The sequence below is a fragment of the Candidatus Brachybacter algidus genome (genome assembly GCF_016707225.1).
GTDB classification, from domain to species: domain Bacteria; phylum Bacteroidota; class Bacteroidia; order Chitinophagales; family Saprospiraceae; genus Parvibacillus; species Parvibacillus algidus.
In genome coordinates this window covers 976349-992647 of sequence record NZ_JADJID010000003.1, presented here as the reverse complement: position 1 = coordinate 992647, position 16299 = coordinate 976349, and the positions used below count along the sequence as shown (strand labels likewise).

The following is a 16299-nucleotide window of genomic DNA, read 5'->3' as shown; positions in this document are numbered from 1 at the left end:
TTGGTGACACCCCGACCTAGGTTAACCTACGCCGAACCTCACGATCAAAGTTTTTACTTTAAATTATTGTACATCATTTGCTATGAAGTGCTGAGCGTAGGTTAACCTACGTTCAGGTGTCTGCAAAATTAATTTTGCTCTTAAGTAACTCAATAACAAACAATTATATTAATATTCTAATTAATCCTTTTATTGAAAAAATACTTATGTATAAACCCTAGCTCTACCAGAGGGGAAGCAAAATTCTTAACGCTCACTCACTCCGAAAATACTCATAAAATTAAGCTAAACCCAATAAAGCTCCATACCTCCGCTGTATAGGGACTACGCTAAGGAATAAGTAGGGACTTATTCCAAGCTTCGTTTCGCTCCTTGTGATGACACCGTCCAGTTGGTGTCCTCCCTGCGTCGCTCACTATTTTATGGTATTTTCTCCATTCATTCACTAAATTTTATAAGGCCACAGCTACACCGTTCAGTCAGTATTTTAATGCTAAAAGATTACTTCATTGTCATTTCTCCAATTATTAGGCCATTAGAAAAGATGTGTATAAACCCTAGGTTGCAGAAGGGGATATTGTGCTAATCGACATTTTACATTTTACATATCACATTTTACCTTCTCAAGTTATATTTGTGATTTTGGAACCAAAGCATTTCATTTGCTGAAGATAATCATCGGAGTCTCATTCAAATTTTTCCTGTATAACCCATTGCAAAACATTGTTAATCAATAATTTACAAAAAATAGAAATTAGCGAATAAAAGACTCCCCCTTGGCATCACAGAAGCATCTTTTCGTTTACTGTCTCCATTCTTACGGCAGGTAAACTTAAGATGTTCTGACTACACTTTGTCCCTCTATCGTGGGACTTCGTTTCGTTTCACTTCCTTGAAAAGGTCGCTTTTGCACCTTTTCTTCGTCGTTCACCCTCTTGCAGAAGGGGATATTGTGCTAATCGACATTTTACATTTTACATATCACATTTTACCTTCTCAAGTTATCTTTGCGATTTTGGAACCAATGCCTTTCATTTGCAGAAGACAATCATCGGAGTGTCATTCTAATTTCTTCAGTATAACTCATCGCAAAACATTGTTAATCAATAATTTATAAAAAATAGAAATTGGCGAATCAAAGACTCCCCCTTTGAAGAGAATATTGTGCTACTCGACATTTTACATATCACATTTTACCTTCTCAAGTTATATTTGTGATTTTGGAACCAAAGCATTTCATTTGCGGAATAAATCATCGGAGTGTCCCCGCCGCCGTTTTACTTTGTCGGGCAAGCTTCAAATTTCTTCAGTATAACCCATTGCAAAACATTGTTAATCAATAATTTGCAAAAAATAGAAATTGGCGAATCAAAGACTCCCCCTTGGCATCACAGAAGCATCTTTTCGTTTACTGTCTCCATTCTTACGGCAGGTAAACTTAAGATGTTCTGACTACACTTTGTCCCTCTATCGTGGGACTTCGTTTCGTTTCACTTCCTTGAAAAGGTCGCTTTTGCACCTTTTCTTCGTCGTTCACCCTCTTGCAGAAGGGGATATTGTGCTAATCGACATTTTACATATCACATTTTACCTCATCATGTTATCTTTGTGATTTTGGAACCAATGCATTTCATTTGCGGAACACATTCATCGGAGTCTCATTCTAATTTCTAACTTCTAATTTCTAACTTCTAATTTCTAACTTCTAATTTCTAACTTCTAATTTCTAATTTCTAACTTCTAATTTCTAACTTTAACCCGAGTAATATCAATATTTCTATAAAATTTTATTTGCTCTGAAACTTCAGTGATTAATTCAACAATAGAGTATTACATTTACAGGATGATATTAAAAGCCAATATGTTCCGTATGAAATTGATTTATTTGTTTAGTATGGCGGTAATCATGACGTTGGTATCCTGCAATGGTGGCAACATTTATACTGAAAAAATTGAAATTAAGGATGATGTCTGGACTTATTCAGATTCATTAAAATACAGTTTTGAGATAAAGGACACTGCTCAATTGTACACCATGCAACTCAATGTGCGGCACAATGAAGAGTTTCCTTTTGAAAACTGTTATGTAAAAATTCACTCGATCTATCCTGACCAAACCAGTAAAAATGATGTGCTTTCACTTGAATTTGCAGATGACAGTGGTACCTGGATGGGAGAAAAGGACGGGAACTATTTAAAGGCGCCAATAGCTATACAGCCAATAGCTAAATTCAAAAAAGCAGGTAAGTATACAATGGTTTTTTATCAGAACTCCAGAGTGGATTCACTAAAAGGTATTAATTCGTTGGAATTGATTCTAAACAAAAAGGCTAGCTAGTCTTTTTTCTTGCGACCGGGACAGCTTTTACAGCGTTTTCCTTTTTTAAATTTCTTACAACATTCTTTTTTCCTATCCTTATTCAATGCGATAGGAAGTCCAAAATATAGTGTTTTGCTTGGTAGATCAAATGGAGAATTAACTTGCTGCCTCATGTGATATATTTAACGACACAAAGCTAATTATTATTTAGATTAAATATACATAAAATAAAAAATTTATTATTTAACACTTATTGTTATATTTACACCAAGTAAGAAAAAGGAATCAAATGATGACTTAAATACAATTTATGTAATATATAATTTTGCTAATCCTCTTTTTAATACATTTATATTATGGAAGATGTACAACCATATTTTCATTTCGGGCTATCAATAGATTGTGTGATTTTTGGATTTGACCAAGGTGAACTAAAGATTTTGTTGATTAAAAGGAGGGAAGCGCCATTTGATAATACTTGGGCACTTCCCGGCAACCTTGTTAGCCCAAAAGAAGAGCTGGAGCAGGCAGCCATCAGAATATTAAAAGAGATCACAGGTCTTGAATATTTATTCCTTGATCAGGTTAAGACTTTTGGTGAAGTTGACAGGCATCCTCTCGGTAGGGTCATAACAACAGCTTATTGCGCCTTGATTAATATCAACAATTTTAGTCTCGTACCAGGATCTTTGGCCGAACGTGCCGACTGGGTTTCTGTGACTCATGTAAAAAAGTTGGCATTCGACCATAATAACATCTTTAATGCGTGTTTTAATCATCTAAGAAATAGCATTAGAACTCGACCAATAGGATTTGAACTCTTACCTCAGAAATTTACATTGTCAGAACTGCAGGATCTTTATGAATCCATACTTCAGCAAAAATTGGACAAGCGCAATTTCAGAAAAAAGATCCTTGCTATGAACATTCTCATTGATAATAGAGAACAACAAAAGCATGTTGCGCATAGACCTGCCCGGTTGTATGAGTTTGATGAAAATAAATACAATACCTTTCTGAAGGAAGGGTTTACTTTTGATCTTTAAAACCTTAATTTTTCAAATTTCTTTAAATAATTTGAAGCAGAATATTGTTTATCTTTGCGTCCATAAGAACATCATTGGTCTTACTTCCTACATTTATATTCACCTGTAAAGACACAAGTCGGTGAGTGTAGGATCATTTATTAAAATAACATAATTTGACATTTTCAGAATTTGGTCTGCATGAACGATTGATCGAAGGAATCGATTCAATCGGATATATCAATGCGACTCCAGTCCAACAACAAGTAATTCCTTCCATTCTCGCAGGAAGAGATGTAATAGCTTCAGCTCAGACGGGCACAGGTAAGACAGCGGCTTTTCTGCTACCTGTTATCCATAAGCTACTTTCAGTGCCGCATGACGAAAGCAAGATCAACTGCATCATTATCGTCCCAACCAGAGAACTTGCTGTTCAGATAGCACAGACGATGGAAGGTATCTCCTATTTTACAGATATTTCGTGTATCGCAGTCTATGGGGGCGGTGATGGTCCATCCTTTGCAAATGAAAAGAAAGCATTGAGCACAGGAGTAGATATGGTAGTGTGTACACCGGGTAGAATGATCGCTCATTTAAATATGGGACACGTAGATCTCACACATGTCGGATATTTAGTCCTAGACGAAGCGGATAGAATGCTGGATATGGGATTCAGTGATGATATCAATAAGATCATTGAGACATTGCCAAAGAAAAGACAGAATTTGATGTTTTCAGCGACGATGCCGGCAAGAATAAGAGATATGGCAAAGACCATCCTTCATGATCCATTCGAACTAAATATTGCAATTTCCAAGCCACCTGAGAGAATAAAGCAGGAAGCATTTGTAGTCTATGAGAATCAAAAAATTCCACTTATTAAGGCGATCTTTAAATCAAATGATTTTGGAAGTATTATTGTTTTTTGTTCGAAGAAGCATAATGTAAAACAGCTCGCCGGAGATTTGCAGCGTTCAGGATTTTCTGTAGAAGAGATACATAGTGATCTTGACCAATCAAAAAGGGAACAAGTACTGCTAGATTTCAAGAATAAAAAATTAAAGGTGTTGGTTGCCACTGATATTCTGTCGAGAGGAATTGACATTGAAGACATCGACTTGGTAATCAATTATGATGTTCCAAATGATGGGGAAGACTATGTGCATAGAATTGGAAGGACTGCTCGTGCTGCAACAGATGGCACTGCCTTTACATTTGTCACTGAAAATGAGCAAAGAAAATTTGCTGAAATAGAAAAATTGCTAGGAAAGGAAGTTCTAAAAGCAAAAATCCCTGAGCATTTCGGACCTGTTCCAGAGTACAATCCGGGCTTGAAAAGAAAGTCATTCGGCGGACATGGGAATAATAAGAGAAAATTCCCGCCGAAGAGGAAGCCGAAGGCTAGTTAATGAATAATGAATAATGAACGATGAATAATGAGAGCTTGCTGAAGTTCCTTGTCTGAGCAGCAGGCGATCATTTGGAGATGTTGATTTTTGAATGTTAGATTTTGAATGAAACAATAGAAATTTAACTCCAATTTTTACTCTAACATCTTCGCGTTCAATTGCCCCTAGTTTTAACTAGGGGAGGATTAATCATTCAACCTCTCTCCACCAATAGTTTTCCTTCCCTTTTGATTCCAAATCGAATATAAGACCAAGAGAAGGGGTAACAACATCCAGATTCTTAATTTTAGCTTCAGCAATAAAGCGGTCTATCGGTTCTTTCCAGTGATGCATGGCAAGTGAGAATGCGCCCCAATGTACCGGCATGGCCACTTTTACACCTGCATCTATAGCAGCTTGGGCTGCCTCCTCTGGATACATATGGATGGCATGCCACAATTCATTATATTGCCCACATTCTATAAATCCAAAATCGAAAGGACCAAGTTGCTTGCCTATTTCTTTGAAATGACTACCATATCCGCCATCTCCACTGAAGTATATATTGTGTTTCGGTGTGGTGAAAACCCATCCACCCCACATGGATTTTGCACGATCACTGACGCCTCGACCTGAAAAGTGACGGGATGGGGTGAAAGTGATCTTTAAGTCACCAATTTCAGCATTTTGCCACCAATCAAATTCGGTGATCTTATCTGGATCGACGCCCCACTTTACTAAATGGCGACCTACACCAAGAGCCACAAAATACTTGTTGATTTTAGCCGATAATCGTTTAAAACTATCATAATCTATATGGTCGTAATGATCGTGACTGTACATTAAAATATCTATTGCCGGCAACTCGTCAATAATAGACAAAGTATTTTCACTGAAACGTTTTGTGGCAAAAGGAGCGATCGGTGAGGCATTTGGGCCAAGCATTGGGTCGATCAGAATAGTTTTATCATTAATTCTGAGACACAAAGCGGAGTGTCCATACCAAATTGCTTTTGGCACATCGCTGTGTGAAGTGAAGTTTTCGGGATCAATTTTTTCAACAGTTAAAGGTCCTTTAGGTGCTCTATCGGCCCTTCCGCACAGTTGTTTTCTCAGCAATCCCGGCATATCCTGGAAGCTGATATTCATAGTGGTTTCTTCCAAGTTAAAAAATTTGGCACCATCCCAATGCGAGGAAGTACTATATTTTTCTTTTAAGGACTTGGTTATTTTGCCGCCGAATTGTTTGAGAAAGGACATTTGATAATTGTTAGTTATTAATTGTTAATTTTTATTTTGCCGAAATATCCATTTAAATGGATAACGGGAAATATAGTTTTAAATCATCAGATAATATTCTTTTTAAATTTGAGTTTTAATAAAGAATCGGAATACTTTAAATGTGATAAATAACAATTAACAATTATTAAGATTAGGGGAGAATGCTTACACTTTGAAGAATAATAACTAATAAATAACAATTAACAATTGCTAAATGTGCGTCACCTTCGTCGTATTTATCGCCGGCCCTACCATATCCAGATTTTTACTATTTGGCGGTAGGAATTGCCACATATTAATCTCTTCCTGCCAGTCGTAAATGGTCTTTTCTTTATGCCGCTGACGGTATTCTAGAGGGGTACAGTTTTTATTTTTCTTGAAAAGACGGTTGAAGTTGGCGATGTTATTAAAGCCGGAACGATAGGCTATTTGGCTGATCGTTTCATCTGTACTCAATAACAATTTGCATGTATGACCTATGCGCACGTCAGTGAGGAATTCTGTAAAACTCTTATTAGTGTATTTTCTGAAAAAATGACTGAATGCAGATTCACTCATATTTATTAAGGCAGCGACATCATTTAGCTTGAATTTAGTCTCAGAGAAATTTTTGATGATGTAGTTGTATGCTTGTTGGATCCGCTTGCTTTCCCACTTTAGTGTCGCTGGCGTAAATCCTTCACTTGCCAGATACGTGATACTTTGGGTCTTAGATAGTAAATCCAAAAGATCAATGAACTCAAGTATATTCGTAAAACCTTTGTCTTTGGTCAGGCTAAGCATTTTAGTCATAGCGGTCTTAAATACATCTCCTTCGAATTTTATACCTCGGATAGAATTATCCAGCATTTTTCGAATTCTATAAAATCGCTCCTTTTGAAACATAGGGCCTTCAAATAGATCTATAGAAAATTGAATAGTTACAACCCGATATTTTTTAAGTTTACCATCTTCATATTCATCACCAGTCCATTTATGATAAAGATAGGGTCCAAGGAGTACAAGATCATATTCATTAAATCTTTCAGTATTGTCTCCAACCAATCTAACTCCTGAAACTCCCATAACCAGGTTAAGTTCATATTCGGGGTGGCTATGTATTGGGTAGTCAAAGCCATTACTATATGAATCTAAAAGAACATATACATCATTTTGACCAAGTGGAGTAATCTCCCTAAATATATTCAAACTCATCTACTACTTTCCTTTCAGGTAAAAAATTACTCTAAAATCTTATTTCACAAAAGTATCATATTTTCACGTTAAAGTATCAATATCTAAAGTATAATTGGTCATAACTTTACGATTATTGTAATTAAGCTCAATTTTAAAATATATTATATGGTAAATACATACTGTAAACAAAGAGTAGCCAACTTCTTACAAGGTAGACAAGCTTTTATTTTTTTAGCATTGATCATTTTTTCTATGTCAGGTCAATTATTTTCACAACAAATAACAGTGAGAGGAACTGTCGTTGCTGAAGCAGAAAATGAAACCCTAATAGGTGTTAATATTCTAGAGAAGAATGGAAAAGCATTAGCGGCTACCGATATAGATGGAAAATACTCCATCGTATGTGATATCAATTCTACATTAGTTTTTTCATATGTGGGATATACAACTCGGGAGATCAAAGTAGACAACCAGGCCATTCTGGATGTAGTGCTTGTCTCTGATTCCAAACTTTTGGATGCACTTGTAGTCACCGGTTATCGTTCAGAGATCAAATCTAATGTAAGTTCGGCGATTTCGACTGTCAAAGGAAAGGATGTTGAAAAATTGGTGGTGCTGGGTATCGATCAGGCACTTCAGGGACAGGCACCGGGCATTCAGGTGACTCAAACATCAGGTGCACCGGGTGATGACATAGCTGTTAGAATCAGAGGTGTCGGAACATTAGGCAACAGCAATCCTTTATATATCGTAGACGGTGTGCCTACAAATGCCAATATTAACATGTTTGCCACAGGAGATATCGAATCAATTGACATCCTTAAAGATGGAGCTGCGGCTGCGATCTATGGTTCACGAGCGGCGAATGGTGTCATAGTAATTACTACTAAAAAGGGTAAATCAGGAATTCCATCCTTTAATTTCAGTTCATCAATAGGTATGGCAAAAGCTTATAGATTGCCTAAGTTGCTGAACGCAAAGGATTTTCTAGATGTAAGGAATGCAGCTATTAAAAATGCCAATACCTTAAGAGATCCTGCAAGACAACTGGATACCATACCTAACAATGTATTGGATACATTACCAGATATTGACTGGCTCGATCAGGTGTTCCGAACAGCACCTATTCAAAAGTATGGGTTGAGCGCAAGTGGTGGAAGTGAGAATAGCAAATATTACATCACAGGTGAATATTTGAATCAGGATGGTACATATAAAGGACAGGGATTTAAAAAATATAGTCTTAGGTTTAATGGGGAGACCGGAAATAAATGGTTTAAAGTGGGAAATAATATCTCTTACGCATTCACAGAAAGACAAGTCAGTAATAGTACAGGTGACGGATTCGGCCCGGGAAATGAACTAAGTGGAATCAGGTATGCTTTGATAGCGGCTCCGGTTTTCAATCCTTACAAGCCTGATGGATCTTATTATAATGTATCATCAGAATTAGGCGATCCAACTCTCTTTGGTGATGGAAATGCCAATCCATTAGCACTAATTGATGCTACCAATTGGACAATACAAAGGTCGAGAATATTTGGAAACATATTTGCGGAATTGACTTTATTTAAAGCTGTAAAGATCCGGACAAATTTAGGGGGTGATTTTACTTTCGAAAATGAAAAGAAATTCAAGAGAAAATTATCTGAAGCTATCTACAATCCAACCTCATTAAATGAAGGAAGAGTGTTTAGCAGAAATTTAATCTGGACCAATACAGCAGACTATGAAAAGCGTTTTGGAAGGAGCAGAATATCGGGTGTGATTGGAATGGAAGCAATAGAGAATAGGGATAATTATCTTGGTGCTTCTGTGAATAATTTCTTCAGAACGGATGCTTTATTTCAGAATATTGACAATAGTGTCACTACAGACATCAAAAATATTGGAGCTTCAGGAATCACGACAGAGTGGGCATTATTGTCTTATTTCGCACAAGTCAATTATTCATTTGCAAATAAATATGTACTTGGTGCCACAGTTCGAAGGGATGGGTCCTCAAGATTTGGTGCTGATAATAGATGGGGTGTTTTTCCGGCAATCTCTGCAGCATGGAATGTGTCGAATGAAGAATTTTTCAAAAATTTTGAAGTTTTCTCTACGTTTAAGTTGAGAGCTAGTTATGGAATCCTAGGGAGCCAGGAAATAGGCAATTATCCTTATAGTTCATTAGTGGGATTGGGTCAACGAGTATATTCTTTTGGTGGAGGAGTCGTGACGGGTGCGCAATTACTCGAGACTGGTAATTCTCAGATCAAATGGGAATCCTGTACTCAATATGACTTTGGATTAGATTTCAGTTTGTTGAATGACAGATTATCTGTCTTTATGGACTATTATAATAAAACTTCCAATGATGTATTGGTCAGAGTTCCGATTCCTCAATCAGGAGGAGAGCAAAATCCGCCATATGTCAATGCAGGTTCAATTGAGAACAAGGGGTTTGAGTTGGGCATAATTTTTAATAATAAATTCAGAGACCTTAATTATTCTGTCGGAGGAAATATCTCTACAGTGAATAACAAAGTACTTAGTTTGTCAGATGGTGAACCTATTCTTGGTGGATTTGGTCTTTCAGATGGAGCCATCACCAAGACAGAAGTTGGTTATCCAATTGGTTCATTCTTCCTTTATCAGGCTGATGGTTTATTCCAAAGTCAGGAAGAGATCGAAGCAAGTGCATTTCAAACAAAAGATACAAGACCGGGCGATGTAAAATTTGCGGATCTTAATGGTGATAAAATAATAGATCAGAATGACAGAACGCATCTGGGAAGTCCATTTCCTAAATTTACCTATGGATTCAATCTGTCACTAAACTATAAAAACTTCGATTTATCGACCTTGATTCAGGGAGTTTATGGCAATGATGTTTACTTCCTTTACGGTAATTTCGCTTATGAAACTCAAAGTAGAGGGTTTAATTCTTATGATGAAATAAAAAACTATTGGACTCCTACCAATACTAACACAGATATTCCAAAGGTAAGTTTGGATGACAGAAATGGTAACAGAAGAGTTTCGACTCGTTTCTTGCAGGATGGTTCTTATCTTAAAGTTAGAAATATAACTTTAGGTTATGACTTCAAGCCAATGATCAAAACGAACAAGATCGGTAGTCTAAGGATGTATGTCACCGGACAAAATTTATTCACATTTACTAAATATACAGGGTTGGATCCTGAGATTCAGGCAAACAATAATGATACAGATGGGGCGGGTATTACTTCTGATTTTGCTGTAGGTATCGACTGGGGAACAGTTCCTGCACCTCGCACATTTATTGTTGGATTAAATCTTGGGTTTTAAAAATTAGAAAAATGAAATCAATACAATATATCATTTTAAGTTTCTGTCTTATACTTTGCTCATGCAGTGGCATTTTAGACAAAGAACCTATCGGAATCCTGGATGCAGGATCATTTTTTAAGACCTCCAACGATGCTATTCAGGCTGTCAATGCGGCTTATGAACCATTAATGTTCAATAGTTCGAACAACAATTTTTATTGGGGTTTTGGTGAGTTAACTTCAGATGAAGCAGTGACAGGTGGTGATGGTTCCAGGGCTGGCTTGACAGAATTAGATTTCTTTACATATACTTCGAGAACATCGGAATTTAATGATTTCTGGAAGCTACAATATAAAGGAATCAATCAATGTAATACTGTCATAGACAAAGTTCCGGCCATAGATATGGATGCTGCTTTGAAAGATAGAATAATTGGTGAGGCTAAATTTTTGCGTGCCTTCTATTATTTTCAATTGACTCAGGTATTTGGTGATGTGCAATTGTTGACTAAGTTAACTCCACCATCAGAATTAAAGACGGCAAAATCTCCAAAAAGTGAAATCTATAAAGCAATAATTGCTGATTGCGATGCAGCCGCACTTTCACTACCCGATACTTATGATGCTGGTCAAGCTGGACGTGCAACAAGAGGTGCCGCATTGGCGCTGGCTGCTAAGACACATTTGTATGCGAAGGAATATGATCAGGTATTGATATATGTAAATAAGGTTAAAGAATTAGGTATTTATTCACTAATGCCGGATTATGAAGATAATTTCAGAGAAAATACACAAAACAATATGGAATCTGTATGGGAGATACAGCACACCAATCTAGAATTGGGAGTCGGTAATTCCCTTAATCAATGGTGGGCATCCAAAAAGGTTCCAGGTGGATATGGATTTGCAGAAGTGACGCCTAGTTACGTTAGCGAATTTGAAGTGGGAGATCCTCGACACAAATTTACAGTAGCGTCCAATAATGAAGATTATTTTGGATATGTTTACAAGAATTCTTATTCCTCTACAAAATTTAGCCCGAGAAAATACCTTCAAATAGATAGCACTGCAACACAAAAAGCTGATGGAGATATTAATGTGACACCTATTAGATACGCAGAAGTGCTACTTTGGGAAGCAGAAGCATTAGCAGAATTGGGAAGAGCAGCTGAAGCTCAAGCGCCATTAGAATTGGTCAGAGCGCGTGCGAGAGCTCAAGCAGCTGACCCGCTAACTGCGTTACCTCCTGTTACTACCACGAATCAAGCCGATATGATACAGGCAGTTCGCCATGAAAGAAGTGTAGAATTGGGTTTTGAAATGCATCGCTTTTTTGATCTTGTTAGATGGGGTATTGCTAAAGATAAGTTGCCGGACTTCCAAGTAGGTAAACATGAAGTATTTCCTTTGCCTCAGGTTGAACTGGATTTGAATCCGCAATTGGTGCAGAATGCTAATTATTAATTGTTAGTTATTAATTGTTAATTATTATTAAGATTATCAATTAATAACTAATAATTTTCTTCTAATTTTCTTTACTCTTGACAACACAATCTAAATACAAATGAATTTATTTATACGATCGATTTTCTTTTTAATTTTCTTCTTATTTTCTTTAAATAACTTTGCTCAAGTCGCCCAGGTCAATATCCCACGAATAGACCAAATGCCCAATGAGCCGAGTCCTTACAGCATGCGCGATTGGAAAACGGTGGCAATGAAATACGATTCATTCGTGTACGATGTGACTAAAACCGGGCAATACCTTCCTATTATTTCCATCAGAAATAGCGGAAATAATTATCCGGAAAATAAATTCTTTAACATGCAAACTTATGTCGGTGGTTCAATGGGAGGAAATGAAGGAATTAATTCACTGCCTTCTTTGGTAGGTGCATCTTTGGTAGGGATCGATAAAACCAATCAATATGGACAGAATTGGATATTAATGAGTCAAGACTTTTTTAATAAAAAAAATGGAGAGAACTTATACTTGAATGGTGTCAATAGCGGTAGTGGACATGATTGGTGGTACGATATGATGCCAAATATTTTCTTCTTTCAACTTGCAGATTTGTATCCGAATATTGGCGGAGAAAAAGACATTCAATTTAAATTAATTGCCGATAAAATGCTCCAAGCAGTTAAAGTAATGGGCGGTGGAGAAACACCATGGTCCAAACCAAACATGAATTACAGAGCATGGAATTTTAAAACAATGATGCCGCTGGCAGAAGGGGTAAAAGAACCGGAAGCAGCAGGTGCGTTTGCTTACATTTTATATAATGCATATATCAAAACTGGTGACAAGGAATACCTGAAAGGTGCTGAATGGAGTCTTGAATTCCTTCAGGATTTAAATTCAAATCCATCCTACGAATTGCAATTGCCATACGGAACTTACACTGCTGCAAGAATGAATGCAGAATTAGGAACTAAATATGATGTAGAGAAACTCGTCAATTGGAGTTTTAACAGGGGCCCATTAAGAGGTTGGGGTACTATCGTGGGTAAATGGGGCAGCTTTGATGTTTCGGGATTAGTCGGTGAAGCAAACGATAACGGCAATGATTATGCATTCCAATTAAATGGTGTACAACAAGCTGCGATGTTGGTTCCTATGGTTAGATATGAAAAGAAGTTTGCAAGAGCGATAGGTAAATGGATGGTCAATTTAGCCAGTGCTACCCGACTTTTTTATCCCGGATTCCTTCCTGCGCAGCTACAAGATGGAGCGGCATGGTCCAATGTCAATGATCCAGATAGAGTAATAGGTCATGAAGCATTGAGAGAAAAGTTAAATGGCAATTCTCCATTTTCAACTGGTGATGCGGTGAAAGGAGGTTGGGCCGGAACCAATTTAGCATTGTATGGTACTTCGAGTATTGGATACATGGGAGCAATTATCGAGAAAACTAATGTGGATAAAATTCTTCGTTTAGATCTCAACAAAACGGATTTTTACCAGAAGAAATTCTATCCAACTTACTTATATTTCAATCCTTATACGTCTGAAAAGAAGGTAAATTTAGATGTTGGCGCAGAATCAATCAATGTCTATGATGCCATCAGCGAAAGTTTTATATTGGAAGGAGTGAGTGGGGCAGTGGAAATAACTATTCCTGCCAATAGCCCTTTGATCGCGACGATCACACCTGCAGTGGGATTGGAGTCTTATAATAAAAACAAGTTTCTAATAAATGGAATTGTTGCTGACTATGATCAGACCGCTAAGAGTTATACTTATGCTCCAAGAATTCAATCTTTGGCGGCGGAAGAAGACACCGTTGAATTTACTAAAAATACAAATGTTTATCTTAAAGTTTTTGACAAGGATTCCGACCAGTTTACCTATGAATGGTCTTCAACTAGTGGATCTATATCGGGCAGTGGAGATATGGTTGTCTGGAACGCCCCTTCAGTGGAAGGGCCTGCAGATATCAGTGTTATTGTTTCGGATGGAAATGGAAATAGCGACAGCTTGAGCATTAAGGTATATGCGGTAGGTGAGATCAACAGGGCACCAGAAGTTGTAAAAATTGAGGCTTCGAAAAACTATGTCTTACCTGGGGAAAGTATTGACTTGAATTGTATAGCGGATGATTCTAACGGAGACAATCTTGATTATACCTGGACTGCTAATGGAGGTGCATTTGATAATAATAAAGTTGAAAATCCTTCCTGGACTGCTCCTGCCGCAGAAGGCTCATATACATTGAGTGTTAAAGTTACTGACCCGGGTGGATTGGCTGATAATGCATCGATTACGATATTGGTAAAGGTATTTGCTGCTGAAGTTGGTGATTTGGTAGCATGGTACCCTTTCTCAGGGAATGGCCTCGATAGTACAGCTAATGATTTGGATGCTGTGATATCCGGACCTCTATTTACAAATGATCTTAATGGAAAGAATAAAAGTGCTTTAATATTCGATGGCATAAATGATAGAGTGACTGTGACAGCTGTGCCTGTATTGAATTTTCAAGATGGAATTACTTTGAGCTGCTGGATAAAACCAGGTGTGCTTCCGGAACGTGAAAGCTTTATCGTGTCTCATGGCAGTTGGCAGAATAGGTGGAAATTATCAATTACACCTGAGGGATTTCCCAGATGGACAGTTAATACACTTAATTCAATTATAGATTTGGATGCAACTCAACCGATGCAAAAAGACGATAAATATTTTTTGACTGCCACCTATGATGGAAAGACGATGGTCATGTATGTCAATGGTGAATTGGTTTCATTTAAGAATCAGACTGGTAAGATTCGTCAAAGTAATATTCCGATGCTGATCGGCCAGATATTACCTGATGATCCTCAGTATAATTTTGCCGGACTGATAGATGAGGTCAAGATATATAATTATGCTTTGCAGCCACAAACAGTAAAGCAAAATTACCTGGATGCTAGCTTATCTACAGATGAAGAAATAGCTAAACTTTCAGGAATTAAATTATTTCCAAATCCAGGAAATTCTGAATTAAATATTTTATTTACCAATAAATTATTTTCTGGCGAGATCAGTATTCTTGATATTTCAGGACGAGTTTATAGACGAATTAAAACATCTGAAATAAATAAATTAGATTTAAATGTTTCTGAATTAAATTCGGGTATTTATTTAATTAAATTTACTTCGAAAGATGCAGTAGCGGTGGAGAAGTGGATGAAGATTTAATTGTTAGTTGTTAATTGTTAGTTGTTATTTTGCGTTGTAAAATAATCTTACTTCTGAGTCATTGGTTAAATATCTACAAAAAACTATTTTCCAAACAGTAATAGCTTCTGCGGTCAATAATCCTACGAAACCCCGATAGGGGTTGAACAACAATAGCCCCGAGTGCAACTCGGGGTGATGTAACGCATCCTATCAACCCCGGAGTGGGTTGATAGGATGCGTTACAATTATATTTCCGCAGAATTAGCTTTCAACCAATCCACTATTTCATCAAACTTTAAATGACCTGTAGAGATTTGGATAACGAATTGATATAATCCTTCGTCACTTGAAATAATTTTATAATTGTTTATTCTGAGAACATATTCCATGAGAACGTAACGGGTGCGTTTATTACCATCGATGAAAGGGTGATTGATAATTATACTCTCTCCAATTGCCGCTGCTTTTTCAAAACAAGTAGCATACAAACCGATTGCATCAAATGTCTGGAATGGCCTGCCAATGGCTGACTCAAGGCCATTATTATCCCTAGTACCATTTGCGCCACCATGCTCATCCAGAACAATTTTGTGGATCACTAATTCAGATTCCTTAGTAAACATTATTGGGCAAGTTTAGCTAAGACCTCTCTTCGTTCCTCAATGATTTGGCTGATAATATTCTCATTTATTAGCACGTCAGTTTCATGGGTGGACTTTTGCGTGATATACTCAATTATCCCGTCCATCATTACCTCGTCTTTGATATTATCCAATTGCGCGATGATAAAAGCCTTTTTCTCTAATAGGTTCATATTCAATAATTTTAAGTTTACAAATTTACAATTTTATTATTTTGATTTTTGGTCGAATGTGATAACGTTTGTAAAGCCTAATAAGTGCCAAAGATTCAGCCTAATTTTACAAATAAATTTAGAGTTGAGTCTTTCAATTATTCCTAACTGTTTCACATGCTAGACCTAGCAATCGGAGCTTCATTCTGATTTCTAACTTCTAATTTCTAATTTTAAATATATATATAAACAACTTTAAGAAATTTTTGTACCAACAAGTCTCATTTATGAAAAATTCTTATTTGTTCCTCTATTTGAATCATCTATAAAATATCATTTGGTTTATGCATGATTTATGTT

Annotated in this window: 11 protein-coding genes; 6 read left to right on the top strand and 5 right to left on the bottom strand. The window is 36.8% G+C overall.

From position 1 onward, the window contains the following. Positions 1-1870 precede the first annotated feature (1870 nt). Positions 1871-2338 (top strand): gliding motility lipoprotein GldH, encoded by a 468-nt coding sequence (locus tag IPI15_RS14045; protein WP_287403099.1) that lies wholly within the window; start codon positions 1871-1873, stop codon positions 2336-2338. Here the strand turns inward: IPI15_RS14045 and IPI15_RS14040 are convergent. Next, positions 2335-2493 (bottom strand): hypothetical protein, encoded by a 159-nt coding sequence (locus tag IPI15_RS14040; RefSeq protein ID WP_287403101.1) that lies wholly within the window; start codon positions 2491-2493, stop codon positions 2335-2337. The two genes, IPI15_RS14045 and IPI15_RS14040, sit on opposite strands and share 4 nt — an antisense overlap. Positions 2494-2676: 183 nt before the next feature. On the opposite strand from IPI15_RS14040, the gene IPI15_RS14035 reads away from it, so the two are divergent. Then, positions 2677-3366 (top strand): NUDIX hydrolase, encoded by a 690-nt coding sequence (locus IPI15_RS14035; protein WP_287403102.1) that lies wholly within the window; start codon positions 2677-2679, stop codon positions 3364-3366. 155 nt (positions 3367-3521) lie between these two features. Further along, positions 3522-4754: a DEAD/DEAH box helicase gene (locus IPI15_RS14030; RefSeq protein ID WP_287403104.1), complete on the top strand. Its 1233-nt coding sequence runs from the start codon at positions 3522-3524 to the stop codon at positions 4752-4754. A gap of 189 nt (positions 4755-4943) precedes the next feature. Here the strand turns inward: IPI15_RS14030 and IPI15_RS14025 are convergent, their stop codons facing one another. Both IPI15_RS14025 and IPI15_RS14020 read right to left on the bottom strand, forming a co-directional pair. Beyond that, positions 4944-5993, bottom strand: coding sequence for an MBL fold metallo-hydrolase (locus tag IPI15_RS14025; RefSeq protein WP_287420774.1), 1050 nt, complete (start codon positions 5991-5993; stop codon positions 4944-4946). 231 nt (positions 5994-6224) lie between these two features. After that, entirely contained in the window at positions 6225-7208 is a 984-nt protein-coding gene (locus IPI15_RS14020; RefSeq protein WP_287403108.1) for an AraC family transcriptional regulator, read from the bottom strand. Between the two features lie 147 nt (positions 7209-7355). Between IPI15_RS14020 and IPI15_RS14015 the strand changes: the two genes are divergently transcribed. The 3 genes from IPI15_RS14015 to IPI15_RS14005 all read left to right on the top strand — a co-directional run bounded on the left by IPI15_RS14015 (position 7356) and on the right by IPI15_RS14005 (position 15164). Continuing rightward, positions 7356-10502, top strand: a complete 3147-nt coding sequence (locus IPI15_RS14015; RefSeq protein ID WP_287420773.1) for a SusC/RagA family TonB-linked outer membrane protein — start codon at positions 7356-7358, stop codon at positions 10500-10502. A gap of 11 nt (positions 10503-10513) precedes the next feature. Next, positions 10514-11947, top strand: a complete 1434-nt coding sequence (locus tag IPI15_RS14010; protein WP_287403111.1) for a RagB/SusD family nutrient uptake outer membrane protein — start codon at positions 10514-10516, stop codon at positions 11945-11947. 100 nt (positions 11948-12047) lie between these two features. Then, complete coding sequence (locus IPI15_RS14005; protein ID WP_287420771.1) at positions 12048-15164, top strand: T9SS type A sorting domain-containing protein; 3117 nt, start codon at positions 12048-12050, stop codon at positions 15162-15164. A gap of 227 nt (positions 15165-15391) precedes the next feature. On the opposite strand, the gene IPI15_RS14000 is transcribed toward IPI15_RS14005, so the two are convergent. Next, the gene (locus IPI15_RS14000; RefSeq protein WP_287403115.1) at positions 15392-15769 is read right to left on the bottom strand and encodes a type II toxin-antitoxin system death-on-curing family toxin; all 378 of its coding nucleotides are present in this window, start codon (positions 15767-15769) and stop codon (positions 15392-15394) included. Continuing rightward, on the bottom strand, positions 15769-15960 hold the full coding sequence (locus tag IPI15_RS13995) for a hypothetical protein (RefSeq protein WP_287403116.1): 192 nt from the start codon (positions 15958-15960) through the stop codon (positions 15769-15771). Before IPI15_RS13995 ends, IPI15_RS14000 begins: the two co-directional genes overlap by 1 nt. Positions 15961-16299 lie beyond the last annotated feature (339 nt).